General features: G+C 43.6%; 19 protein-coding genes and 1 pseudogene. 10 read left to right on the forward strand and 10 right to left on the reverse strand.

Going from position 1 to position 25,743, the window contains the following annotated elements:
- The first annotated feature begins 39 nt into the window (after positions 1 to 39).
- Both arcC and argF read left to right on the forward strand, forming a co-directional pair.
- Entirely contained in the window at positions 40 to 951 is a 912-nt protein-coding gene (gene arcC, locus L4D76_RS14620; protein WP_428441624.1) for a carbamate kinase, read from the forward strand.
- Positions 952 to 1,026: 75 nt separating this feature from the next.
- A complete protein-coding gene (argF, locus tag L4D76_RS14625) occupies positions 1,027 to 2,031 on the forward strand; it encodes an ornithine carbamoyltransferase (RefSeq protein WP_428441625.1) in 1,005 nt (334 codons plus the stop codon).
- Between the two features lie 77 nt (positions 2,032 to 2,108).
- Here the strand turns inward: argF and L4D76_RS14630 are convergent.
- The 8 genes and pseudogenes from L4D76_RS14630 to L4D76_RS14665 form a co-directional block, all read right to left on the reverse strand.
- Positions 2,109 to 2,258, reverse strand: a pseudogene (locus L4D76_RS14630) (DUF6538 domain-containing protein); the annotation flags it as partial.
- Positions 2,259 to 2,594: 336 nt separating this feature from the next.
- Positions 2,595 to 3,497: a LysR family transcriptional regulator gene (locus L4D76_RS14635; RefSeq protein WP_428441626.1), complete on the reverse strand. Its 903-nt coding sequence runs from the start codon at positions 3,495 to 3,497 to the stop codon at positions 2,595 to 2,597.
- A 353-nt stretch (positions 3,498 to 3,850) separates the two neighbouring features.
- The gene (locus tag L4D76_RS14640) at positions 3,851 to 4,639 is read right to left on the reverse strand and encodes a nucleoside phosphorylase (RefSeq protein ID WP_428441627.1); all 789 of its coding nucleotides are present in this window, start codon (positions 4,637 to 4,639) and stop codon (positions 3,851 to 3,853) included.
- A gap of 747 nt (positions 4,640 to 5,386) precedes the next feature.
- Positions 5,387 to 6,187: an AraC family transcriptional regulator gene (locus tag L4D76_RS14645; RefSeq protein ID WP_428441628.1), complete on the reverse strand. Its 801-nt coding sequence runs from the start codon at positions 6,185 to 6,187 to the stop codon at positions 5,387 to 5,389.
- A gap of 173 nt (positions 6,188 to 6,360) precedes the next feature.
- Positions 6,361 to 7,773, reverse strand: a complete 1,413-nt coding sequence (locus L4D76_RS14650) for a hypothetical protein (RefSeq protein WP_428441629.1) — start codon at positions 7,771 to 7,773, stop codon at positions 6,361 to 6,363.
- Between the two features lie 774 nt (positions 7,774 to 8,547).
- Positions 8,548 to 9,804, reverse strand: coding sequence for a NupC/NupG family nucleoside CNT transporter (locus tag L4D76_RS14655; RefSeq protein ID WP_428441630.1), 1,257 nt, complete (start codon positions 9,802 to 9,804; stop codon positions 8,548 to 8,550).
- Positions 9,805 to 10,962: 1,158 nt separating this feature from the next.
- The gene (locus L4D76_RS14660; protein WP_428441631.1) at positions 10,963 to 11,241 is read right to left on the reverse strand and encodes a hypothetical protein; all 279 of its coding nucleotides are present in this window, start codon (positions 11,239 to 11,241) and stop codon (positions 10,963 to 10,965) included.
- A 17-nt stretch (positions 11,242 to 11,258) separates the two neighbouring features.
- Entirely contained in the window at positions 11,259 to 11,693 is a 435-nt protein-coding gene (locus L4D76_RS14665) for a Na+ dependent nucleoside transporter N-terminal domain-containing protein (protein ID WP_428441632.1), read from the reverse strand.
- 458 nt (positions 11,694 to 12,151) lie between these two features.
- Here L4D76_RS14665 and aphA point away from each other — a divergent pair, with 458 nt between their 5' ends.
- Together aphA and L4D76_RS14675 are read left to right on the forward strand one after the other, a co-directional pair.
- Complete coding sequence (gene aphA / locus L4D76_RS14670; RefSeq protein WP_428441633.1) at positions 12,152 to 12,865, forward strand: acid phosphatase AphA; 714 nt, start codon at positions 12,152 to 12,154, stop codon at positions 12,863 to 12,865.
- 818 nt (positions 12,866 to 13,683) lie between these two features.
- Positions 13,684 to 15,528, forward strand: a complete 1,845-nt coding sequence (locus L4D76_RS14675; RefSeq protein ID WP_428441634.1) for a tetratricopeptide repeat-containing diguanylate cyclase — start codon at positions 13,684 to 13,686, stop codon at positions 15,526 to 15,528.
- 52 nt (positions 15,529 to 15,580) lie between these two features.
- On the opposite strand, the gene L4D76_RS14680 is transcribed toward L4D76_RS14675, so the two are convergent.
- Complete coding sequence (locus L4D76_RS14680; RefSeq protein ID WP_428441635.1) at positions 15,581 to 16,549, reverse strand: glycosyl transferase family protein; 969 nt, start codon at positions 16,547 to 16,549, stop codon at positions 15,581 to 15,583.
- A 311-nt stretch (positions 16,550 to 16,860) separates the two neighbouring features.
- Here L4D76_RS14680 and dbpA point away from each other — a divergent pair, with 311 nt between their 5' ends.
- A complete protein-coding gene (gene dbpA, locus L4D76_RS14685) occupies positions 16,861 to 18,249 on the forward strand; it encodes an ATP-dependent RNA helicase DbpA (protein WP_428441636.1) in 1,389 nt (462 codons plus the stop codon).
- A gap of 137 nt (positions 18,250 to 18,386) precedes the next feature.
- On the opposite strand, the gene L4D76_RS14690 is transcribed toward dbpA, so the two are convergent.
- Complete coding sequence (locus tag L4D76_RS14690) at positions 18,387 to 18,809, reverse strand: Hsp20/alpha crystallin family protein (RefSeq protein WP_428441637.1); 423 nt, start codon at positions 18,807 to 18,809, stop codon at positions 18,387 to 18,389.
- A 294-nt stretch (positions 18,810 to 19,103) separates the two neighbouring features.
- Between L4D76_RS14690 and L4D76_RS14695 the strand changes: the two genes are divergently transcribed.
- From L4D76_RS14695 to L4D76_RS14715, 5 genes are all read left to right on the forward strand, one after another.
- Entirely contained in the window at positions 19,104 to 19,871 is a 768-nt protein-coding gene (locus tag L4D76_RS14695; protein WP_428441638.1) for a GntR family transcriptional regulator, read from the forward strand.
- Positions 19,868 to 20,737, forward strand: a complete 870-nt coding sequence (gene prpB / locus L4D76_RS14700) for a methylisocitrate lyase (protein ID WP_428441639.1) — start codon at positions 19,868 to 19,870, stop codon at positions 20,735 to 20,737. Before L4D76_RS14695 ends, prpB begins: the two co-directional genes overlap by 4 nt.
- Before the next feature lie 263 nt (positions 20,738 to 21,000).
- Positions 21,001 to 22,170 (forward strand): bifunctional 2-methylcitrate synthase/citrate synthase, encoded by a 1,170-nt coding sequence (gene prpC / locus L4D76_RS14705; protein ID WP_428441640.1) that lies wholly within the window; start codon positions 21,001 to 21,003, stop codon positions 22,168 to 22,170.
- 75 nt (positions 22,171 to 22,245) lie between these two features.
- Positions 22,246 to 23,697 (forward strand): bifunctional 2-methylcitrate dehydratase/aconitate hydratase, encoded by a 1,452-nt coding sequence (locus tag L4D76_RS14710; RefSeq protein WP_428441641.1) that lies wholly within the window; start codon positions 22,246 to 22,248, stop codon positions 23,695 to 23,697.
- A 70-nt stretch (positions 23,698 to 23,767) separates the two neighbouring features.
- Positions 23,768 to 25,666 carry a propionyl-CoA synthetase gene (locus tag L4D76_RS14715; protein WP_428441660.1) on the forward strand — a complete coding sequence of 633 codons (1,899 nt, stop codon included), beginning with the start codon at positions 23,768 to 23,770 and terminating at the stop codon, positions 25,664 to 25,666.
- Positions 25,667 to 25,743: the final 77 nt, after the last annotated feature.

Here is a 25,743-nt window from a genome sequence, read left to right on the forward strand (position 1 = left end):
ATATATCAGTATTAATGAACCTAAAATAAGGTGAACACTATGACCAAGCAAACGGTTGTTGTCGCATTAGGCGGTAATGCTCTGTTGCGTCGTGGCGAACCACTCGAAGCCGACATCCAGCGTAGTAACATAGCCAAGGCTGCGAAAGCCATTGCTGAAATCGGCAAAGAATATAATGTGGTTCTTGTTCACGGTAACGGCCCGCAAGTGGGCCTGCTGGCCCTGCAGGGGCTGGCCTATAAAGAAGTTGGTCCGTATCCGTTAGATGTTCTTGGCTCAGAAACCCAGGGCATGATCGGCTACATGCTGATGCAGGAGCTTAAGAATTTATTACCGGATCAACACATTTCCTGCATGTTAACCCAAATGAGCGTCAACCCGGACGACCCTGCCTTTGCCGACCCGAGCAAACCCATTGGGCCAGTTTATGATGATTCCGAAGCTCATGAACTGGCAAAAAAACACCACTGGACAGTGAAGCCTGACGGCCAATACTTCCGCCGTGTAGTACCGAGTCCGAAGCCAACCGGCATTATTGAAAATGATGCCATCAATGCCCTGATAGGCCATGAACATCTTGTTATCTGTACTGGAGGTGGAGGCATTCCGGTTGAATACATAAATGGCAAACTAGTCGGGGTGGAAGCGGTAATTGATAAAGATATGTCAGCAGCCTTCTTGGCAAAGCAACTCAAAGCCGATGCCTTGTTGATCCTGACCGATACAAATGCGGTTTATCTGGACTGGGGGACACCAAGCCAGAAAGCACTGCGCAAAACCACACCCGCTGAGCTTGCCCAGTATGAATTTGATGTCGGCTCTATGGGGCCCAAAATCGAAGCCTCCTGCGAGTTCATTAATCAAGGCGGTAAGTTGGTAGGTATCGGTGCCCTGGAAGATGGCCTACACATTCTAAAAGGTGAAGCCGGCACAAATATTACCGCAGAATAACACGACAACTGTTCACTAAATCGCTACTCAGGCCATTTATGCCGGTAGTTCAGCGAGATTTAAGAGGATAACCCTATGGCTTTCAATCTTCGCAATCGTAATTTCCTAAAACTATTAGATTTTACCCCTCGTGAAATTCAGCATCTCCTTGAGTTGTCTGCAGAGCTGAAAAAAGCGAAATACTCTGGTTACGAGCAGCCACGGCTGACAGGCAAAAATATTGCTTTGATTTTTGAAAAATCGTCAACACGAACTCGCTGTGCGTTTGAAGTGGCCGCCTACGATCAGGGCGCAAAGGTTTCTTACCTGGGGCCATCTGGATCACAAATTGGTCATAAAGAATCAATGAAAGATACGGCTCGTGTATTGGGCCGTATGTATGATGGTATCGAGTATCGTGGTTTTGGCCAGGAAATCGTTGAAGAGTTAGGAGCATACGCTGGTGTTCCAGTGTGGAATGGCCTGACCGACGAATTCCACCCGACTCAAATATTGGCCGACTTCCTAACGATGCAAGAACAAAGTCGAGGTAAGCCGCTACATAAAATCACATTTGCTTATTTAGGTGATGCACGAAACAACATGGGTAACTCCTTGATGGTTGGTGCAGCGAAAATGGGGATGGACATTCGCCTGGTTGCCCCCAAAACATTTTGGCCGGAGGCCGATCTGGTAGCACAATGCCAAGACATTGCGAAACACACGGGGGCAAAAATCACTTTAACGGAAAATGTGAAAGAAGGAGTAAAAGGCTGTGACTTCCTATACACCGACGTTTGGGTCTCCATGGGAGAATCAAAAGATGCATGGGATGAGCGCGTAAAACTCATGACCCCCTATCAAATTAACATGGATACCATCAAGGCAACTGGCAACCCTCATGTGAAGTTCATGCACTGCTTGCCTGCATTCCACAACGATGAAACCACGGTGGGTGCAGAAGTTGCGGAAAAATACAACATGAAAGGCCTGGAAGTGACAGAAGACGTATTTGAATCTGAGTATTCAATTGTATTTGATGAAGCGGAAAACCGCATGCATACTATCAAGGCAATTATGGTCGCAACTTTGGGGGACTGATTGATCTGATTTAGCGCGGTTTTAAACGAGGGAAAATATCCGGGAGGTTGTTTCCCTAGCAATCTTCTGACCGATGCGGCCAAAGCCAAATTTCGGGTAACAGCCTCCTCCCGCCTTTTGATCAGAAGGCTGATTTTGAGATGCCTAGGGTAACCTAAATGGACAAGATCCCTAGGCATCACGATGCGAAAATAGTAAACACCACAGGTTTCTTTGAGCAAGTACATATGTCGGTTTTGTCGCAGGACTATCAAACCCGGTAATGCCGGCACTGGCCGCTAGTTGGAGCACTTTCATATAAAATAATACTGTATAAATACGGCTCTGTTGTACTTCTGTGTTGTATTGCTCTAACAAACACACTTTTGCCCCTTTCTGTGTTAGTGCTAATGCTCATTCATAGGCTGTTAATGTGGATTTGCCATATTTTAACTATTGCTATGGGGCAATTAAATGCAGTAACGCAGTTCTATTCTGCGCAAAACTCTAAGATCGTGGCCAATATTTGTTGGCCACTACAAAATCAAGAAAGATAGCCTTGAACACAATTAAGCATCAAGGCTTTATATGGTAGACATATGCTCTGACATGAATTCGATGAAACTTCTTACTTTAGGTGCGAGATGTTTACGTCTTGGATAAACGACATAAATCGGCAACTCTAGATCTGTATTCCATTCAGGAAGCAATTTTATTAACTGGCCGGTTTCTATTTCGTTAGTAAGTAAAAAAGTTGCCAAATACGCAACACCAAAACCCGAACAGGCAGCATCAAGTATGGCTGACGCATTATCAATACGGAAATTACCTTGGGCAAGAATCGCTTCGTGAATGCCGTCACGGGTAAACTCCCATTTCACGTATTTTCTATCCCGGCTTTGGTAAATAATGCAATTATGATGACGTAAGTCACTTGGCGTTTTAGGGGATCCATGTTTGCTTAAATACTCAGGTGAGGCGACAACGGCAAATTTACAGTTGGTCAGTTTTCTGGCTACCATTCCTTCGGGAAGGTACTCGTGTTCCTTAATTGCTAACCAGCAATCAAAACCTTCTTCAAGCAAGTTAGGGCGGTTATCAAATAATCTCACTTCAATTTCAAGCGTTGGGTGGGCTTTTTGGAACGCATCAAAAGCCGATATAATTTGTTTGTTGCCAAATGACTGTGCGACACCAACTCGGAGGATACCTTTAACTTCATTGCGATAACCAGCGACCATTGCTTCGGCTTCTTCTACCGTATCAATCAGTTGCTGACCATATTCAGCATATTGAATGCCGACCTCGGTTAAAGCAACAACTCGCGTACTCCGTTGCACTAATTGGTAACCCAATCTATCTTCCAGATATCGCACCTGCTTACTGACTTGTGACTTGGATATATTAAGTCGTTCTGCGGCACGAGAAAAACTCTGTTCATGTGCAACGGTTGCAAAAATAATGATTTGTTGAAAATTATCGAGCATAAAAGTACCGTTAAATCTAATTATCGCTGGGTTAATAAAATAACTGTAGCAGGAAAAGGGTTAAACAGAAGTGAAAGCTAATGAAAAATTAAATTATTAATAATCAATATATTACGCTACTCTGTAAGTTACGTTAACAATTTAAACTGTTGATTTAGGCACTTTGATATTTTCTTGCTCTTGTCCTAGTTGAACTGTGAGCCAATTAACGATAGATTTCTCAGCACACACATTGAAATCGAAGTCTTTTATGAACAATAAAAACCAAGAAGCAGAAACAAAAACGGCAGTCGAATTCGACTGCCGTTTTGTTAAGGCAGTTATCAAATTGATATTTAACGCATTATATCAATTTATTTATTTTGATCATGCAGTTTTTTGATTGTTTCACAACCCATCAGAGCTAATTTTTCAATATGCGTATCCGAATGGCAGAAGCCGCCCTGTGGATCAAAAACACCACTTTCACCGGTAACTTCCAATACATTATCAAGTGCTACTGAAATAGCGCCTGCGTTTAGCCCCCAGACTCTCGCCAGTACAAAGATTACACTTGCTTCCATTTCCGCGCCAATAACATTTAATCTTTTTAAATCTTCAAAGAAATTTTTCCAATTAGACTGCCAAAAATTATTAAATGACGATCCCGGACGTGAATGACAAGCATAAAATGTGTCAGCAGAACGAGTAATACCAACATGGGAATCAAAACCAAGAATTTTAGCTGCTTCAACAGCAGCACTAACCACCTCATGGCTAGCAACAGCAGGAAATTCAGGTGGAGCATAAAGATGAGAAGTACCTTCATGACGTGTTGCACCATCAGCAATTATCATATCGCCAACATTCACATAATCTTGCAATGTGCCACACGTACCAATTCTAATAAAAGTTTTTGCGCCTGCACGCGCAAGCTCTTCCATTGCAATAGCCGTTGACGGGCAACCAATACCAGTACTGGTACAACTAATCGGTACTCCTTTGTATATACCTGTATATGTTCGGAATTCTCTATTGTCAGCTACAAGCTTAGCTTCATCCCAATAACTCGCAACTACATCAACTCTTGCTGGATCGCCAGGCAATAATACATATGGTGCCACATCGCCTTCTTTAATACGCAAATGATATTGTAATGACATATAAACTCCTAAATATTTTGATTTCGCTTTAATGCTTACCAAATAACTATAGCAAGCTTAATCATTAGCCACCATCAAAGTAGTGTTTCCCCTGAGACATTATCTATTTCCTGCTTTATTGAATAAATTAGATTATACTATTTTAAGTTCAATCTGATCTTACCATTTATACAGATAACACTGATCGATGGTAAAACCAAACACAGAACGTTAAATTGGAAGCAAGATAATTATCTTTGTTATTATATGGATTTCAAAATATCAGAGCCAGGACTGACGATCATATAAATTATGGAAAGTAACGGCTACGGATTATGATATCCTCGACCTATAAAAGCTGCCATAATTACCCCTAATCTTTTATTAACCATAGATATTGCTCGTAAACGGCGAAATTTAATCCATAAATCATATCCAATTAATTACCACATATAAGCACGTTTATGGTTGCGAGTGACAACATCATGAATATTACGCTAAAATTGCTCAATTATATTAACTCCAGGAGTATATACAGGTTAAAAGAATAAAGTGAACTATGGATTATATGAAAGCCATTCTTCAGACTTTAGTGATAATGTAATCATTCACAATTAACGTGATTTCTTTTCCCGAAGATAAAGTTTTTACCTCACCTTAAACATGATAATTAACAAGTCAGTTTAATTTGGATAACAAAGTCCTCTTAGGGTGACTTTGTGACAAAATCATAAATAACATTGCTCAATTGGTTGTACCGAAATTAAGTTAGTTCGCTGCAATATTGTGAGGCGTAACACCAATTATGCGCTTAAAAATGCTAATAAATTCCCGTTGACTATCGAAGCCGACTGTAAAAGCTACAGAGTTAATTGGTCGACCTTCAATTAACATTAGTAGAGAGGCATAGATTTGGATTCTTCGCCTATAGAGCCTATAGTTCATGCCTATTTCACTAATGAATGTTTTTCCAATTGTACGAGAATTGGCACCAACAACTTTTTCCCAGTAGTTAAGATTAGCTTTTTCGGACGGAGATTGAAGAATAGTCTCCGCTATATAACGAGCACCGGGGTCTGAAGGCATTGGCAAATTAAATTTTTTCCTTGGAGCTGTCTGCATGCAATCAATTAATGCGCTAACTAGTCGTGACTGTGGGCCACCAATAGGATAACTTTCATCTAAACCAGAAACTTCATCGATAAGCACTTGCATTAACTGTGTCATACCTATGATATAACAACAGCCATTAGAGCTTTCTGTTAGGCTCCCCGGAAATAGGTTGATCGTTCTTACCTCTGCATCGGTTGGAAAGTCTAGGCTATACACAACTCCAGCGGGAATTATTATTCCGTTGTTAGGAGGGACGACCAACAAAGCTGATGGTGTCGATACTCGAATATGCCCGCTCATTACAAGTAAAACGAGCAGTTGTTCGCGTTGAGAGTATGATTCACAGTAAGATCCTGAACTGAAAGTTTTTTTGGAAATTCGTAAAGGGCAAAAAGGTGTCAGCTGCGAGGAGTTAAGACTGTTTTTAGAATTATTTTTTTGAGCAAGTACTATCATGTATAGATCCCTTCCTTCTAATTAGCCATGAATTCAGCAATGACTTAACTATTTTACCGTAAAGGAAAAATTGCAAAATGAATCAATACCCACATATATGGCTAATGTCCTGACCATGAGTTTATCTATATTAAAACTTTTGGTTATGATTATTCTACATATAAATCCATGTGCTACTCATGGATGCAATTCGCTAATTCATTAATAGGTAGTGCTATTGATGTAAGTGACAATTTCTGTGCAGGGGTTAAGCCTTCATCATCTTGGCGGCATAGATTATGCCAAGCACAATAAATATCTAACAAATGAATAATTAACTTAGATGGTTGACAAGAAGTTACATCGTCAATTAGTGTAACTAACAAATTATGAAAGCTATTTTGATAGTCGGAAATTTTATTATAACTTGCTTTTTCTAACCATCTAGCCTCTTCTTGCCCCTCTTTATTTATATGGCTGATACCTTTTGTGTATCTTTTGTTAAATGCCCATCTCTCTTTCCGCCTCCCAACAAACGTAATAGTCATACCTTCAGCGTTATCTTTACATATATACTCAGGGTCTTCTATTACATAGATTAAATCAATAGCTTTGTTTAGTATTCTGTTGTGAAATGCAGCAATAGTAGCCGCTCGTAAAACTGGCTCTTGAGGTATAAAAAAGGCCAATTCCTTTGTCATTTTTAGATATTTAGCTATTTGTATATAATGAGCGTAAGCAGTATATTGAAAATGCGTTAAATTCAAATCTTTTGAAATATGGTAACTTTCTGTATCTCCCAGTATATTTTCAACATTTGCACGACACATAGCTAATCGATGAGTAATATCTACTTTAATTAATACTGTATTATGCGTACTATTTAGTAAAGATAACGAGTTGACATTTTTATCATTATAATCAACAAATAGATTTTCAATGGTGTGCTTATTATCAGGTTCTAAGTTTAATTGTTGAGATATGATGTATCCGGATTTTGACTCACCAGTTACTAGCCATCTAATACCATTATGCTGATGCGGTAAAATAAAATCCACATTTGATGATAGATGTAGATCGTTTTGATATAATGTTGCTAACTTATCATTGAACATATTCAAAAGTGCACGACAGCTATTACTGATTTCTACGATTTGGCTATAGTATTCTCCTGATGTTAACAAGAATTTTTCACGTATAACTTTACTAGGGTTTCCGTTTAATAGCAGAGTTAATATCTCACGCTTGATACTATTATTATCAAGTGTATGTTCATTTGAATCGCTTGTTTTTTCACTATTTCCATATAAATCATGAACACTTAAATTTTGAACGGGTTTATCATGAATGTTATTGTTGTCAAAATCATATTTTCGTGTTTGTTCACGCTTATTTTGAACAGGGGGGGGACATGTCAAAAATAGCTTTTGATTATCTATCAATGAAGATTCATCGCCACAATGAAGGCAAATTAAGACTGGTAAGTTTGAATCTATATATTTTGCAACGTAGCGTTGATCCTCTTTAACACTAAAATTTGGACAAGTTATTCTTTTGCAGAAGTTCACTTGAATTTGATTAACTTTGTGATAATTATTGAGTTTCATAGATAACATCATCACATCCTTATGCAATATCCAGAAGTAAGTCAAATATACTCATCTGACAATATTTATATTATATATGAACTATTGCCTAAAATTATTGCCACTCGGAAATTTTGATATTCAATTCAGTTGAATGAAAGCAATACCCTCAATAATTGATGATAAAATCAATATAATAAATACAGTATATTTAATGCCTTTTAAGGCAAGTCTGACAATGCTGATTATTTAGGTTAAACAGGTGGCTTATATTAGAAGTTGAGGTGAGACCATATATAGTTATTAAACCTAGAGAGATTTTACAATTGCTTGATATGTTAAGAATACCCCTGGGTAGATCTCCGTCATCACTCATTATTTTTAGCATTATGACTATCAACTTCTCTGGTCGCCACTTTCCTTACGACATCATCCTTCAAGTTGTTCGCTATTACGTAGCTTATAAAATGTGCATTCCAGTTTGCGATATGACCATAATTATTGAGGTCATCCACTCAGACAGTCAAAGGGCCAAAGATAATAAGGCGCTTGTGAATTGAGGCTCGATTACATTCTTGGTTGATGATGATGCGTTATATTCTTGGTGTTGTTCCCCGATAATGAAACCGGAAAATCGCTAGCAAGACTTCGCTCATGACTGTTATCCCTGCCTAGCTAATTCAAGTACAATTTCTGGTGTGGCTTAACCAAAGACAGCACAATGCAGACTAAAATCCATATTAATACCTTGGCAACAACGCCACAGCAAGGCTGTGGCGTTTAATGGCTAAGTTTTTATAGCGATAAAAACAGACCTGCGATGGTTGCAGACATCAGATTTGAAAGGGTTGCAGCGGCAACTGCTTTCATTCCCATACTTGCGATTTCGTGACGGCGGTTTGGTGCCAAGCCACCCAAGCCGCCAAGTAGAATTGCAATCGAAGATAGATTGGCGAAACCACATAAAGCAAATGAGATGATTGCCTCAGTTTTAGCAGAAAGAACGACTTCTGCACCTTCAGCTAAGTATGGAGCGAAGTTCAGGTAAGCTACGAATTCGTTAACAATCAGTTTTTGGCCGATGAAAGACCCGGCGATGGTTGCTTCTTCCCATGGCACACCAATCAGGAATGCAAGTGGGGAGAACACATAACCAAGAATCAGCTCCATTGACAGTTCAGGCATACCGATCCATCCGCCGATACCACCCAGCATACCGTTGAGTAGCGCAATCATGCCAATGAAAGCAAGAAGCATTGCACCAACGACCATGGCTAACTGCATGCCAGAAGATGCACCGGAGGCAGCGGCGTCGATTACGTTTGCTGGCTTGTCATCGATGTCTTTATCAACAGTGGATAGCTCATTGATTGGCTCCTCAGTTTCAGGCTTGATGAGTTTTGCGAACAGAAGACCACCAGGGGCCGCCATGAAAGAGGCTGCAATCAGGTAATCCATTTGCACCCCCAAAGCGGCATAACCTACCAGGATACTACCAGCAACAGACGCCATACCACCACACATTACCGCGAACAACTCAGACTGAGTCATTCTTGATATAAACGGACGTATAACCAGTGGTGCTTCAGTCTGACCAACAAAGATATTAGCTGTAGCCGATAGTGATTCTGCGCGAGAAGTGCCCAGTGCTTTCTGAAGACCGCCACCAATGAAGTTGATGACAATTTGCATGATACCTAGGTAGTAAAGCACACCGATAAGGGATGAGAAGAATACGATGATAGGTAGTACACGCAAAGCGAATACGAAACCGCCACCACCGAAGACTTCAAACATTTTGTCTGACGTTAAACCACCAAACAGAAAATTAATACCTTCGTGACCGTACGCAACAATCTGAGTAACAGCGTCCGATGCTCCGTATAGAATATCACGACCTATAGGTACATATAGAATAAATGCCCCCAGTCCGACTTGGATAGCAAATGCGCCACCCACAGTTTTTAAATTAATAGCTTTGCGGTTATCGGACAAAAGTACTGCAATTAGTAACAGTACCATCATCCCAACTATACTCATAACCAGGCTCATGGTATATGACTTCCTTTAGTTAAATTTTGGAGTATCGACAGTTCGACCTTAAAATAAACCGTCGCATTCTAATCATGCGCTGCGGGACGCAATGAGGTGACATCATACTTTTCACGTAAAATAGGTGCTTATATTTAACGCCGTAACAGAAATCGCAATTCTTCTTCACCAAATAAGCATGTTGTTGCAAATTAACAACTCTTAATAATGGAAGTCGGCTATAAGATTAGCTTTGTCCCTATAGCTATCCCGCTCTAGCTTAGCTAATGGAATTACTGTTCCTATTAAATGATAGCGTTATCCACACCATCATAATTAAAAGCTGTAACAGCAAGGTTTTTTATGTTGGTGCTGTTTGATAATAGCAATATCAATCATTAGCTACCACTAAAGTTTGTTTCCCCTCAGACATTATGTTTTCACACCAAACACAGTTAAAGGTGCTGTGTAATAACCGTGTGGGAAATTCAAATATTATTTATGATTATACTTATCTTTTGGTTATGGTAAATTACGTAATAAAACAATTGGTTAAATTCAAAATGGAGGCCAGGATGGGCCATTCGATTTAGAAGGTTTTCGTGGAAATATAATAGGAAACACGAACTTGATTTAATTCATACGAGGATTAAATGTATCACACTATGAGCTAGATCTTTTATCAAGATTGGTGGGGGAATTTAAGAGATCTTTATCCGAACTTCGGATAAAAGGTTTTAGTTACAACAAGATCACAGAAAAAAGCATGACTTCAACATCCCTGCAAAGCTATTTACTTTCATGGTGATTGCAACGATTAATCATTTTAACCGTGGTAGCGAAAGATTATCTGATGACTACAGACGAAATTATTCCTTCGCAGATCGTTCCCTAAAGGCGATGTCAACAATATTGCTTATGCTGCTAATTTTTAATCTGTAGTAAGTAACACCGATGAAGTTAAACAAAAAGTCATAAACATATAACTTTAAGGTTAGACAACCGATAAATGATGGCTATCAATTTCGTAACATTATGACTAAAAACTTATGGAAAAATGATCCAAAATCTTATGGCAACATCAAAATATCTACGGTTATGATAACAGTACCTTATCAATATCTGTTACGTTATAGAATGAGCTAAAAGAGTAGCCATTGGCGACCCTTTATATTCGCTTCATAGAAGTAAATGATTACCATCAGCCCCTTTAATAATACCTTGGTATATCCGTTCGAGAAGTAATAAAGCTTGCTTGTTGGAAATAAATATCTCTTTTAATACATTATGATTTTCATCACATAATGAAGCCATATAAGGCGTAGGTAGACTAGTCGCTTCAAGTTGAAGCCAGGATGAAATAATAACACCATCAACATCAGTCTCTGTTGACGCCAACAAGTTATTTTCATTACCAGTCATTAACCATATTTGAATAAGTCCATTTTTTGTTTCCATCGACTTGTACCTGCAATTCACCACGCAATAAGAAACATGGTGCGCATACTCCTTTGGTTGTACAAATACCTATATCTAAAATCTAATACAACATTTTGGCTCTGTTCAGCATTGATGTTAGCTGTAGAAGACAGTGATTCCGTACGAGAAGTGCCCAGAGATTTCCGAAGACAACCACCACCGAACACTTCAAACAATTGGCCTGACGTTAAACCACCAAACAGGAAATTAATTCCATGATGACAGTACGCAACAGCGTCAGAAATAGCACAGGGTATGCCGTAAAGCACATCACGATCAATTGGTACATATCGAATAGATGCCCCCTGACCTGCCTGGATGACAAATACGCCACCGACAATTTGTAAATTAATAGCTTTGCAGTTATCAGACAAAAGAAATGCAATTAGCAACATTGCAATAATCCCAACCATGCTCATAACCAGGTTCATGGTATATGGCTTCCTTTCAGTTAAAGTTTGGAGTATCGATAATTCGACTCTTTAAGAGACCGTCGAATTATAATCATGCGACGCTGGACGCAATGTTGTGGCATCATACTTTTCACGATAAAAAAAATGGATGCGTACATTTACGTCCGCGGCAGAAATCGAAATTCTACCCACGCCAATAAGCAAATCGTAGTTGAACCTGCTAGTCGAGCCAAATCGTAGCGTAATTCACACCATCATAATTAAAAGCTGTAACAGTAAGAATTCTTTTATGCTGGTGCCCACTAATAATATCAAGCTCAATCATTAGTCACCATCAAAGTTGTGTTTCTTCTGAGACATTATGTTTTTACGCCTAGCACAGTTAAAAAGGTTCTAATGTGACTTACTTCTACTTCCCCGATGTCGTTGATGAGTATTCTGCATAACCATCTAATCACTGACAAAAAATAACAAAAATGAAACTAACTACAATTGCAATTTCTTCCCTGTTAGCTTGCGCTTTTACATCGTGTTCTGCGTTCGCTGATCCAAAATTACCAGGTACGGAAACGGGCTTCAGCTCAGTTCAAATTATGCGGCAAGGCGAACCGGCTCAGTTGCATTGGATATCGGTTGACGATATTGCGAAAAGCCTTAAAGGTAAGCAGCCAATAACTGTCGGCTTTGATATCGATGATACTGTGCTATTCAGTTCTCCTGGTTATCATCGTGGTCAGCAAGAATTCTCACCAAATAGTTTTAGCTACCTTAAATCCCAGAAATTTTGGGACAAAATGAACTGCGATTGGGAGAAGTTCAGTTTGCCAAAAGAGGTAGGTAAGAAGCTAATTGAAATGCATCAGAAACGTGGTGATGATATTTATTTCATTACTGGCCGTACAAGTTCCGACTGCGAAATTTCGACTCAGTATCTGAAAGACACATTTGGCATTAAGAACATGCACAAGGTGATTTTCGCAGGTTCAAGCAAAACGGAATACACCAAAACAAAATACATCAAGGCGAACAACATCAAGATGTACTATGGGGATTCCGATGGCGATATCATTTCTGCTCGCAATGCTGGTGCAGAAGGTATCCGCATCATGCGTACAGCCAACTCTAGTTACAAGCCCGTCCCTCAGAACGGTATCTATGGTGAGAAAGTCGTGAAAGACTCTCAGTACTAATATCAAACTGAATAATTATCTGGTCAGATTTATGGGGTTATCGCTCGAAACATTAAGAAGATAGCTCTAGTAGTGAGTTACCATTCAAGAACCCTCGATTAGTGCCATCATTCTAACAAGCTAATACCCCAAGCAATTTACCCAGTGATAATTCTGGATTTCGCAACGCACGCTTTTCAGAAAAGCGTGCGTCATTTTTGAAGTCATGTTGATCAGTTAGAAAAGTCCTACTCTCATTTTTCCCGTTTGCGAGCGTCACAGTGTGAATCAAAATGTCGATAGGCGCAGCGTAGTGCTTGATGGTTGAGATACTTTACCTTATGCGATGAGTCAGAATTGAAGCATAAGCTCTAACGAAGTTCTGTCCCTAAGTGTGTTTGCTTCTTATTGATGTTTTTTATGAAATTTTCTTACTATCCGCTAGATGCCAGTTTGGTATGTTAGAAAAAAGGACACTTTATGGTTTTGCTTTGGGACAACATATGGTTTTGGTCATTTTTTAACTGATTGATTTAAATAAAACAGATAGGACGCTTTATGGTTTCAGCGACAGTATTTCGCCTGCCTGTCAGGCAGGCGCTGGAAACAATAAAGTACAGTGTCTAATTGACTATTCTTACAGGGAATAGTTGACTCTCTAGTGATTGAATATGAAGATAGCTTATTGATTATTTTTTACTCTTCACTCTATGCCTGAACCCCATACAATAAAAAAATCACTCTGGCGTGCTGTCGTTATAGCAACCTCTTTCTTGGCGAGTTTCTGCCAAGTATCCGTTCAAGCCAACCCGGTATCCTCTTCTGAGTTTCTGAACAGTATGGCTGCTCCGCAGGATCGGGGGTTACTGGAAATTTACATGCTGGCTGATACCCAGCCAGATAAAGCCCGCAAGAGGTTGAAACAGCTGCCACTGGAACAAATCCAGCGGGACGAAGGTTTCCGCTTGGCACTTTACTACCTTATTTTGTTCAAGCTAGAGAATGCGCTGGGCGCACATGAAGTCTCTGCCGAAGAATATATCGATGATCTTAAAGCGCTGGGTGACCGTCAGGGGCAGGAATGGATGGTTGGTGAAGCCTTGCTTGAGTATGTTATTAATTTAATAAAGCACAGTGAGTTTGATGAAGGGCTGGAATTTGTCGGTCAGGTCATTGAGATTGCGGAGACGTCGGATTATTCGCACCTGCTGGCCCGTGCCCTCAAATGGCGAGCCAATATTCACGTTGAACGCTCTCATTATAACAGGGCGATGGATGATTATCGTTCAGCCATGAAAATCTTCCGCGAGCAACATGATGAAATTGAACTTTCAAAGGTGCTTTCAAATATTTCGACGGTTTATTTTCGCTTAGAAGAGTGGGACCGTGCGGCGAAATATAATCAGAAGGCTTTCAGCCAAATTGAAAATGGTGGTTATGATAACCCCAACCTCAAAGCTATGTTGCATATCAATGCCGGCATTATTGCCAGGCACTTTGATCTATCGGAGCAGGAAGCCGAGCATATCAGAGAGGCGGTGAAACTGTTTGAGCAGACAGGTGCCAAGTTTTCGCAACTGGCGGCTCTGAACAATCTCATTACAATGCAGCTTAAGGATAACGAGATTGAAGCGGCATTGGCCAACTCTTTTCGCTGCCTGGAACTGGCCACCGAAATATCGGACAGATCAGGGATGGCCCATTGCAATGAGTCTCTGGCAGAAGCCTATTTGATGCGGGGAGAGTTGAAAAAAGCCGCTGAGATTGCGTTGCAGGCGCTTGAGGTATTTAACCAGCTGCAAGATCAGAAGAACTATATGGAGACCAGTGAACTGATCGCTGATATCTATGAAGCGGCTGGCGATTATCAGCGTGCTTTGCAGTATTACAGGCAGTATGCGACAGAAGGTAAGGAATATCTGTTTGATGAGCGGCGCAAAGAGCTGTTTGCATTGCAGGAAAGCTATGAAGCAGAAGCGAGAGATCATGAGATAGTCTTGTTGAAATCAGAAAATGAATTAAAAACAGCTCGATTAGCCGAACAGGAAGCGCGCGAGGAGCTATGGATTTTTGTGACTGTTTTCACTGTTCTATTGCTTTATATTTTTTATCGGCGCTATAGCAATATCAGTCAGGATAACACCCAGCTGCAGCAGTCGAATGCAACATTAGCGACCCAATCGCTAAAGGATCCACTGACTGGCTTGCACAACCGTCGGCATTTGGAGCAGTGGCTCGAGTCTGTGGGAAATGATAGCCGATCATCGCCCTATCACTATTTGTTAGTGGAATTGGATTTGGATCATTTTAAACAGGTCAATGATCGCTGGGGCCATGATGTCGGTGATCAGGTCCTTGTCGAGGTTGCCCGTCGACTGAAGAAGAGTGCACGCAGTAATGATCTCGTGATCCGTTGGGGAGGGGAAGAATTTGTGTTGGTGTTGGCACTCAAGCCTGATACGGGCGCTGAACTTATATTAAACCGCCTGCGTGAGTCGATAGCAACAGTGCCTGTTAATACCAGCCAGGGAGATCTGAAGGTGACAGTTTCGATAGGGGCCGTCGGTGCAATAACCATTGACGTAATGATCAATGAATGGGATGTGTTACTGAATAAGGCTGATAAAGCACTCTATGCTGCCAAATCATCAGGCCGGAATTGCGTGGAGTTATCAAGTTATTAAAGGGAGTGGTGATGAACGCGAGTCCTTTCATCACCTATTATTTGAGTATATGTTAGTGGCGGGATTGCCACCAGTGCTCAGCCTGTGCCAGTGCCGAAGCCTGATCCGGACAGATCCCCATCAGTTTTAAGACGATCGAGAGGGTCGATATTACGGCATGATCACCGTAGTTGTTGTCGGCGTCACCGCGCCAGACCGACTGTAAATAATCACCACTGATCTCGCCATGTTTACCAGATGCGCCTTCAAGATATGTCGGCCACTCTTCGTCAAAACGCTGGCCGTTACAAACCCCCGCGACATGGCACGAAGTGCGTGGGCTACGCTCACTTTCGCCACCTTCGCCTTTAAAGGCAACCATATTTTTGTCGCCGACAAGGGCAGCCGCATCGGCATGTAATGTCTCATATCCCTGATGGAAGATACCGTGAATGGCAAACGGGGCGGTGGTTGGGTTCAATGCCCGAGCCACGGTATTTAGCGGGGTACGTAAACCAACCTGACCTCTCAAAGCCAGCAAATCAACCAGAGGCTCACAGTAGGATGCCAGTGGTACGTAACAAATATTGTCTAGCGATAAGATCTCTCTGGCCTGCTCGGGGGTTGTTGCCTGACGAATACCAAGTGCCGGGCAAGCGGATTCAATCTGATACTTCACCATATCGATGGCGGCATGGCCGTGAAGGAAAACACGAACACCGTTTTGGGCCAGCAGTTTTGCGGCCAATAACAACCAGGGTGGTTGACGGCGTTTACCTGCAAAACAGGGCCAGTCAAGATCGACACTCAGTGTCTGCCACTCGGGAGCAACTCGGCTGCGCAGCGCTTCAATGTACCCCGCGGCTTCTTCGCCTGTTTCACAACGTACCCGTTGCAGCATTAGCAGCACCGCCAGTTGCAACCGATCGGCTTTGCCATCGAGATAAAGGGTTAACGCTTCCCGCGCTTCATCCTGAGTTAACGGACGGCGGCCTTTCTCTCCGCGCCCTACCTGTTTAATAAATTCTGAAAAGGCTGGCATGCTCTGTCCCTGCAATATACGTTGCGTCTATTTGTCCAGTTTTGTTACTGGAAAGCAATGATAAGTTTATTTTCTGTTAAATCCTTTTGCTGGATATTGCGAGCAGTTCTCTGTTTCCCATGCCTGCGGGCTTGGTTTTATTCGTAATATCAATCGGGCAAATGTCTCGATTGATATTACAATCGAGGGTTGCCAGAAGTGTCGTCGAGGTAAAAACATCACATCCATTGTTTAGCGCTGCATAAACTGGTAGTGTCGCTGCCCTTGTAACCGTATTTTCGCGTTCAGCAAAGACTAATAGGACAATCACCTTGAGCCAAACTGCTTTTTCAACCCTTAACCTGCATTCTGATTTGCTTAAAAATATCTCTTCCCTTGGTTACGAGGCGATGACTCCGATCCAGGCGCAGAGCCTGCCGCACATCCTGGCAGGTAAAGATGTTATTGCCCAGGGTAAAACTGGCTCGGGTAAAACAGCAGCCTTCGGTCTTGGCCTGTTAGAAAAGCTGAATGTTAAGCGTTTTCGTGTTCAGTCTCTGGTGCTTTGTCCTACTCGTGAACTGGCTGATCAGGTAGCCAAAGAGATCCGCAAACTGGCGCGTACTATTCATAACATCAAAGTACTGACCTTATGTGGTGGCATGCCATTCGGCCCGCAGATTGGCTCGCTTGAACATGGTGCACATATTATTGTTGGTACGCCTGGTCGTATTGAAGAGCACGTTCGTAAAGGTACGTTGAACTTAGACGATCTCGAGATGCTGATATTGGATGAAGCTGATCGCATGCTTGAAATGGGCTTCCAGGACGCATTGGATGCAATCATTGATGCAGCGCCGAAACAGCGCCAGACTTTACTTTTCAGTGCGACATACCCGGATCAAATTAAGTCGATTGCTGATCGCATCATGTTTAAGCCGGTAATGGCGAAAGTTGAAGCGACCCACGACGACAGTAGTATTCAGCAGCATTTCTACAAGGTTGATGGTAACGAGCAACGTCTGACAGCTCTGCGTCTGTTGCTGTTGCAACACCGTCCGGAATCAGCGGTAGTATTTTGTAATACTAAGCGTGAAGCACAGGAAGTGTCTGATGATTTGGTCGACTACGGTTTTAGCTCAATCGCTTTACATGGTGATTTAGAGCAACGTGAACGTGACCAGACGTTAGTACGTTTTGCCAACAAAAGTTCATCAGTACTTGTTGCAACCGATGTGGCCGCTCGCGGTCTGGATATCGACTCGCTTGACGCGGTAATCAACTACCACCTTGCTCGTGATACTGAAGTGCATGTACACCGTATTGGTCGTACTGGCCGTGCAGGCAGCAAAGGTGTTGCGTGCTCTCTGTTCAGTGATAAAGAACACTATAAAGTGGCTTTGCTGGAAGATTATTTAGATAGGACTATCGAAGGTGAAGCTCTGCCTCCGATTAGCCTGCTTGATCAGCCTACATTCCGTCCTGCAATGACTACGCTTCAGATTGATGGCGGTAAGCGACAAAAAGTTCGCCCGGGTGATATTTTAGGTGCGCTAACTGGCGATGACGGTATTGCCGGGGCGGAGGTTGGTAAAATCCAAATCTTCGATAACTTTGCCTATGTTGCGGTTAAGAGTGAATCAGTACGCGCTGCGCTTAAGAAGCTGGAAAACGGTAAACTGAAGGGACGTTCGTTCCGAGTTCGCCAGATCCGCGGTTAATACCTAGGGTATAAAGCCAAGATCAATTGAACAAATGAAAAGCCCGCATAGTATCTGAGCGGGCTTTTTGCTTTCAGAAAAAAGGCTGATGGAAACATCAGCCTCTGTACCCATATTTTTATCACCTCAATTTGTACTTACTTCACCTTGATATGGGTGGTTTGAGGGTGGCTTGCTTTAACTTTGGGTACCAGAATTTTCAGTAAGCCATTATGGAATTCAGCATGGATATGATCTTGTTGAACGTTCTGGCCCAGATAGAAACTGCGCATAAATTTACCGGTGTAGCGTTCCTGCCGGATGACTTTGCCATGCTCCTTCTCTTCACTTTCTTTTCGTGTGGTGGCTTCTATCACCAGAGAACCTTCATTGAGCTGCAAAGAAATATTTTTTTTATTCACCCCAGGTAGTTCTGCTGTTATTTCGTAGGCTTTTTCTTTTTCAACAATATCAACTCGTGGTGTCATCATCTCGGTATCAAGTTTTGGCCGCAGCATTGGAAATGCATTGTCAAACATTTGAGGGAAATCAAACCAGGAGTCACGAGGGACTAAACTCATACTTGCCTCCAATCCATTAGTCGTTAACGCATCTATAGTCTAGTTCAATATTGTTAATTAAAGACTAAAAATTACCATAAATTGATTAAGGTCAAAAACTGTCCAAGGCTCAGATATTTCAAAAAAAAATGTAAAAATTGGGTTGGGTTATATTGTTTTTTTACTTTCCCCTCAAACCTTGCACTGTTAACGCAATAGACCAAGGTCTAATACACATTGTTAACAATTATCTTGAATTAATCCGATTTTAGCGCTAACTTTTGTTCATTAACCGATCAATTGTTGACAATCTGAATGAGTAAACAAGATGTAACCCTGAAACCTGTCGACACGTTGGCCGGGAATACGATAACCAAAGAACTGACAAAATCTGAGGATCTGACCGAGCGTCTGATTGAATCTATCGTCAGTGGTGAGTATCCGGCAGGAAGTAAAATATCCGAGCCTGAATTAGCGCGCTGTTTTGGTGTCAGCCGGGGGCCATTGCGTGAAGCCATGATGCGGGTGGAATCACTGGGTCTGGTTGAGCGGGTTCCTCACGTTGGTGCCAGAGTAGTCGAATTGAGTCAGCATAAGTTAATTGAAATTTATGCGGTGCGTGAAGCGCTGGAAGGCATGGCAGCACGCTTAGCCTGTATCAATATTACGGACGATGAGATTGATGCATTGCAGGATCTGTTAGAACAGCATCAACGTCATATCGAACAAGTTGACGGTGCCTCTTATTTCCATCAGCAAGGTGATTTTGATTTCCATTATCGAATTATCAAAGCGAGTCGAAACACCAAGTTGATTAGCCTGTTATGTGACGAGTTATATCACCTGCTACGCATGTATCGGTTCCAGTCACCGCGACAGCATTCTCGTCCAACTAAAGCACTGAGCGAACATATCCATATTCTTGCGGCAATACGTGAACGCGACGGGGAGCTGGCAGAAATGCTGATGCGCCGCCATATCATGCGCAGCCGCCAACTGATTGAGCGTCAATTAACGGCAGAGCAGTTAATTGAAGATGACTGTAATGATGACAATAAAGATGACAAGGAGACAGTATCATGAGTCCAGGGAAACGCTTCCGTAATGCGGTTGCACATAATCACCCATTACAAGTTGTAGGCACAGTTAATCCTTATTGCGCGATGATGGCTGAGCAGGTCGGGCACCAGGCAATTTACCTGTCAGGGGGCGGTATTGCCAATGCCTCCTATGGCCTGCCGGATCTCGGTATCACGACTCTGAATGATGTACTGGAAGATGTCCGCCGTATCACTGCCGCAACCAACTTGCCGCTACTGGTCGATATCGACACCGGTTTCGGCGGCGCGTTTAATATCGCGCGCACCATAAAGGAAATAGAACGTGCCGGTGCTGCCGCGATACACATGGAAGATCAGGTGGCGCAGAAACGTTGTGGTCACCGTCCGAATAAAGCCATCGTCAGCCAGGAAGAAATGGTCGACCGTATTAAAGCCGCGGTTGATGCCCGCACCAATGATGACTTCGTGATCATGGCGCGTACTGATGCGCTGGCTGTGGAAGGAATGGATGCCGCGATTGAGCGTGCCATTGCCTGCGTCGAAGCGGGGGCTGACATGATTTTCCCAGAGGCAATTAATACCCTTGAACAGTATCAGCAGTTTTCCGATGCGGTGAAAGTGCCGATTCTGGCGAACATTACTGAATTTGGTCAGACCCCGTTATTCTCTGGCGACGAGCTGGCTGAATGCGGTGTTGATATGGTGCTGTATCCGTTATCGGCGTTCCGTGCCATGAACCAGGCTGCATTGAATGTGTATCAACATTTAATTAAAGATGGTCATCAGCGCAATGTGGTTGATCAGATGCAAACCCGTGAACAACTTTATCATTATCTTGGTTATCACGATTATGAGCAGAAGCTTGATAAGTTGTTTAGCGGGAAATAACTAAATTCAACGAGTTATTTAAATAGAGCGGGATTAATAGAATAAGAGATTATTTAAATATAAATAACCTGAACAGAAAACGTAATTAAATTTCCGGCTAAAGCGGGAAGATAGAAAATAATAATTAAATCCAATTAATTTGTAGCTATTCAGCCTGAAGCTATTTCGACTCTTTGCACCTGTGATTTAGCAAAGAAAGAAATAGTAACGTGATGAGAGTTATAACCAATCCAATAACGTGAAACAACTAAAAGGAGTCTGCTATGTCTGCAATAGCCGTAGCTGATAGTCAAAAGGACAAAGCAATCACCAATGGCGCCGGATTACGTGGTCAAAGCGCGGGATCAACGTCGTTATGTACCGTAGGTAAAACGGGCACGGGGTTAACCTATCGTGGTTATGATATTACGGATTTAGCGCACCATGCTGAATTCGAAGAAGTCGCGTATCTATTGTTGAAAGGCAAACTGCCGACGCAAAGTGAATTAGATAATTATAAGCGGGCACTGAAAAGTATTCGTGGCTTGCCGCCGGCTTTGTGTCAGGTATTAGAAGCCATTCCTGCGGATGCTCATCCCATGGATGTCATGCGAACCGGTTGCTCTATGTTGGGTAATCTGGGTCAGGAAATGGACTTTTCCGAGCAGGGCGAAAAGACTGATACCCTTTTGGCTATGCTGCCTGCGATCATCTGCTACTGGTATCGATATAGCCATCATGGTGTACGCATAGATACCGCAAGCAGTGATCAGGACACCATTGGCGGATATTTTCTCAAAATGCTGACGGATAAAGCGCCATCAGAGCTGCATAAGCAAGTCATGCACTGTTCGCTAGTGCTGTATGCCGAGCATGAGTTTAATGCCTCGACGTTTACGGCGCGGGTGTGTGCCTCGACCTTGTCCGATTTACACTCCTGTATTACCGCTGCCATCGGTAGTTTACGTGGTCCGTTACATGGCGGCGCGAACGAAGCAGCAATGGCAATGATTGAGCAGTGGCAAAGTGCTGACGAGGCTGAAGCAGGGATCATGCAAATGCTGACCAATAAAGACAAAATTATGGGCTTTGGTCATGCCATTTACCGTGAATCCGATCCGCGTAATGCGCTGATTAAAGAGTGGTCTCGCAAGTTGGCGCAAGATGTGGGTGATACCCATTTATTCGCGGTATCTGAGCGTGTCGAGCAAGTGATGAAGCGAGAGAAAGGTTTGTTCCCGAATGCAGACTTTTTCCATGCCTCTGCTTATCACTTCATGGGGATCCCAACCAAATTATTTACCCCCATTTTTGTAATGAGTCGCGTAACAGGCTGGGCTGCCCATGTGTTTGAGCAACGAGCGAATAATCGCATTATTCGCCCGAGCGCCGATTACGAAGGGCCTGATCATCAAGACTGGCTACCGATAGAGCAGCGCACCTCTGCCAAATAGCGAGCCTTTTCTGAACAGCGAACATAGCCAGAATCAATCTGGCTAACGACCAGATAATGAATAGGGGAGTAAACCATGAGCATGAATGTCGAAATGAATGAACGTCCGGCACCTGATGAACTGTTAGTGCAAATTGCCGATTATGTTGCCAATACAGAAATTAATTCACCAGAAGTGTACGACACCGCCCGTAACTGTTTGATCGATACTTTAGGCTGCGGTTTGTTAGCACTGCGTTTTCCTGAGTGTACCAAGCACCTCGGACCGATTGTGCCGGGAACGACAGTACGTAATGGGGCCCGCGTACCGGGAACCTCCCATGAACTCGATCCGGTCATGGCGGCTTTCAACATCGGCTGCATTATTCGCTGGCTTGATTTCAACGATACCTGGCTGGCAGCCGAGTGGGGCCACCCCTCTGACAACCTCGGCGGTATTCTGGCAACCGCAGATTACCTGAGCCGGGTAGCCGTCTCTCAAGGTAAAGCGGCGCTCACCATGCGTGATGTACTGACTGCGATGATCAAAGCCCATGAAATCCAGGGCGTGCTGGCACTGGAAAACAGCTATAACCGCGTAGGACTCGACCATGTATTGCTGGTACGCGTTGCCTCAACGGCAGTGGTGACTAAAATGCTTGGCGGCAGCAAAGAGCAGATCATTGATGCCGTATCTCAGGCATGGGTCGACGGGTGTTCATTGCGTACCTATCGCCATGCACCGAATGCCGGCTCCCGTAAATCGTGGGCGGCAGGCGATGCCACTTCTCGTGCGGTTCGCCTGGCGATGATCACCATGAAAGGGGAGATGGGGCTGCCATCAGTACTGACTGCGCCTCAATGGGGATATTACGATGTGCTGTTTAAAGGCGAGCAGTTTAAAGTCAACCAGCCGTTTGGCAGCTATGTCATGGACAATGTCTTGTTCAAAATTGCATTCCCGGCAGAGTTCCATGCGCAGACGGCTGTGGAATGTGCGGTTCAGCTGCATGAACAAGTCAAAGATCGTATTGATGACATTGACCACATTGAAGTGACAACACATGAATCGGCAATTCGGATCATTTCAAAATCGGGGGGTCTGGCTAACCCGGCAGATCGCGATCACTGCCTGCAATACATGATTGCCGTCCCGCTGTTGCATGGCGATTTGATTGCTGAGCATTATGAAGATGATTTCCACCGTGGTGACGCCCGTATTGATGTGTTGCGTAACAAGATGGAAATTAAAGAAGATCCCCGTTACAGCGCGGAATATCTGGAATCCGATAAGCGCTCCATTGCCAATGCCATTCAGGTGTTTTTCAGTGATGGCACCGCGACTGAAAAAGTCGCAGTGGAATATCCGATTGGTCACCGTCGTCGCCGTGAAGAAGGGATCCCGGTGCTGGAACGCAAATTCAAGCGTAACCTGCAGACCCGATTCCCAGAGGGAACCTGTCAGAAAATTTTCGATTTGTGTTGCGATCAGGCGAAGTTAGAAGCCACGCCGGTTGATGAATTTATGGCGCTGTTTGTTATTAACTAAGCAAACCCATAACCATCATTATCTAGAATTTCATATCGAGATTGCTGGCAGAGCCTATCAGCCAGCTCACTTGAATAGGCGAAAGGAGACCACTATGTCAGCCTATCAGGACGCTTTTGATTTAGCGGCAAAGGAGCCGGAAATTTTCTGGAAACAGCAAGCGCAATCTATTGCCTGGTTCCGGTTTCCCCAAACTATCTTAAGTCAGGATGAGCACGGTATTGAGCGCTGGTTCGCCGATGGTGAATTAAATACCGCTTATCTGGCGTTGGATCACCATGTCGACAATGGCCGGGGTGATCAAACGGCACTTATTTATGACTCCCCGGTAACCGGAAAAAAAGCCCGGTACAGCTACCGCGTATTACGGGATCAGGTCGCGAAAACGGCCGGTATGCTGGCGAGTTTAGGGGTTGGCAAAGGGGATCGGGTGGTGATTTACATGCCAATGATCCCCGAGGCGGCCATGGCGATGCTTGCCTGTGCCCGATTGGGAGCGATTCATTCGGTGGTCTTTGGCGGTTTTGCCCCCAATGAACTGGCGGTCAGAATTGAAGATGCCGAGCCGAAGGTGTTGATGACCGCATCGTGCGGTGTCGAAATCAGCAAAGTGATCCCGTACAAGCCTTTGGTGGATCAGGCGATCATGGATAGCCGCTGGAAGCCCGATAGTGTAGTGGTATATCAGCGTAAAGAATGTCTGGCAGAATTAAGCCAGCAGCGGGATGCTGACTGGACGGCATTGCTTAACCGCGCCCAGCCCCATGATTGTGTACCTGTGAAAGCGACCGATCCGCTGTACATTCTTTATACCTCCGGTACCACGGGAAAACCCAAAGGGGTTGTGCGTGATAACGGGGGCCATGCTGTCGCAATGCAATACAGCATGAGTACGATTTACAATGTAAAGCCGGGGGAAGTGTACTGGGCGGCATCGGATGTCGGCTGGGTCGTCGGCCACTCTTATATTGTTTATGCCCCGCTTATTCATGGCTGCACCACCATTATGTATGAAGGCAAGCCCGTACGTACGCCGGATCCCGCAGCATTCTGGCGAGTGTGCGAGGAATATGGTGTCAGTGTGCTGTTTTCTGCTCCTACGGCGTTCCGGGCCATTAAAAAAGAAGATCCCGATGGCGAGCTATTAGCGCAATATCCGATGCCGAAATTGCGGACGATATTTATGGCGGGCGAACGTTTAGATCCGCCGACGCTGGAATGGGTAGAAAGTAAAACAGGGCGACCAGTGGTTGATCACTGGTGGCAAACCGAAACGGGATGGGCAATAGCAGGTAACCCGCTTGGCCTGGAGAGTTTCAGTCTGAAACCAGGCTCGACAACCAAACCGCTCCCCGGCTATCAGGTCGAAGTACTCAATGAGCTGGGTAAACCTCAGGTGGCTAACGGGCAAGGCTACATTGCGATAAAGCGGCCCTTGCCTCCGAGTTGTTTACCGACTGTCTGGCGCAATCACGACCGGTTTGAATCGGGTTACCTTAGCCAGTTCCCGGGCTATTACGTCTCGGGTGATGGCGGTTACATCGACGAAGATGGCTACCTGTTTGTGATGGGACGAATTGACGATGTGATTAATGTCGCGGGTCATCGGTTATCAACGGGGGAGATGGAAGAAGTCGTGGGGGCACACGAAGCCGTTGCGGAATGTGCGGTTATCGGCATTCATGATGAACTTAAAGGCCAGTTGCCATTAGGGCTGGTGGTGCTGAAAGACGGCTACATCTCCGAAAATGGTGCGATCGAGGCTGAATTGCTGCAACAGGTACGCGCTAAGATCGGCGCAGTAGCATGCTTTAAACGTGCATTGATAGTGGATCGTTTACCGAAAACCCGTTCAGGTAAAATTTTACGGCGGGTGATCAGACAGATTGCCGACGGTGAACAATATGTCGTGCCATCGACTATTGATGACCCTAGTAGTTTGAATGAAATTGAGCGGGCTCTGCTGTAAAAAAGCTGAATGGTCATTTGATTTTCCTGATTGCTATAACCCCGTTTTTGCGGGGTTATTTTTTGATTTGCAAGAAA

Source organism: Photobacterium sagamiensis (genome assembly GCF_050337085.1).
Classification (GTDB): domain Bacteria; phylum Pseudomonadota; class Gammaproteobacteria; order Enterobacterales; family Vibrionaceae; genus Photobacterium; species Photobacterium sagamiensis.

Bases quoted from the DNA above. Each gene is read 5' to 3' on its own strand.
- arcC (WP_428441624.1), top strand. From the start codon at position 40: ATGACCAAGCAAACGGTTGTTGTCGCATTAGGCGGTAATGCTCTGTTG.
- argF (WP_428441625.1), top strand. From the start codon at position 1,027: ATGGCTTTCAATCTTCGCAATCGTAATTTCCTAAAACTATTAGATTTT.
- L4D76_RS14635 (WP_428441626.1), bottom strand. From the start codon at position 3,497: ATGCTCGATAATTTTCAACAAATCATTATTTTTGCAACCGTTGCACAT.
- L4D76_RS14640 (WP_428441627.1), bottom strand. From the start codon at position 4,639: ATGTCATTACAATATCATTTGCGTATTAAAGAAGGCGATGTGGCACCA.
- L4D76_RS14645 (WP_428441628.1), bottom strand. From the start codon at position 6,187: ATGATAGTACTTGCTCAAAAAAATAATTCTAAAAACAGTCTTAACTCC.
- L4D76_RS14650 (WP_428441629.1), bottom strand. From the start codon at position 7,773: ATGAAACTCAATAATTATCACAAAGTTAATCAAATTCAAGTGAACTTC.
- L4D76_RS14655 (WP_428441630.1), bottom strand. From the start codon at position 9,804: ATGAGCCTGGTTATGAGTATAGTTGGGATGATGGTACTGTTACTAATT.
- L4D76_RS14660 (WP_428441631.1), bottom strand. From the start codon at position 11,241: ATGGAAACAAAAAATGGACTTATTCAAATATGGTTAATGACTGGTAAT.
- L4D76_RS14665 (WP_428441632.1), bottom strand. From the start codon at position 11,693: ATGAACCTGGTTATGAGCATGGTTGGGATTATTGCAATGTTGCTAATT.
- aphA (WP_428441633.1), top strand. From the start codon at position 12,152: ATGAAACTAACTACAATTGCAATTTCTTCCCTGTTAGCTTGCGCTTTT.
- L4D76_RS14675 (WP_428441634.1), top strand. From the start codon at position 13,684: ATGGCTGCTCCGCAGGATCGGGGGTTACTGGAAATTTACATGCTGGCT.
- L4D76_RS14680 (WP_428441635.1), bottom strand. From the start codon at position 16,549: ATGCCAGCCTTTTCAGAATTTATTAAACAGGTAGGGCGCGGAGAGAAA.
- L4D76_RS14690 (WP_428441637.1), bottom strand. From the start codon at position 18,809: ATGAGTTTAGTCCCTCGTGACTCCTGGTTTGATTTCCCTCAAATGTTT.
- L4D76_RS14695 (WP_428441638.1), top strand. From the start codon at position 19,104: ATGAGTAAACAAGATGTAACCCTGAAACCTGTCGACACGTTGGCCGGG.
- prpB (WP_428441639.1), top strand. From the start codon at position 19,868: ATGAGTCCAGGGAAACGCTTCCGTAATGCGGTTGCACATAATCACCCA.
- prpC (WP_428441640.1), top strand. From the start codon at position 21,001: ATGTCTGCAATAGCCGTAGCTGATAGTCAAAAGGACAAAGCAATCACC.
- L4D76_RS14710 (WP_428441641.1), top strand. From the start codon at position 22,246: ATGAGCATGAATGTCGAAATGAATGAACGTCCGGCACCTGATGAACTG.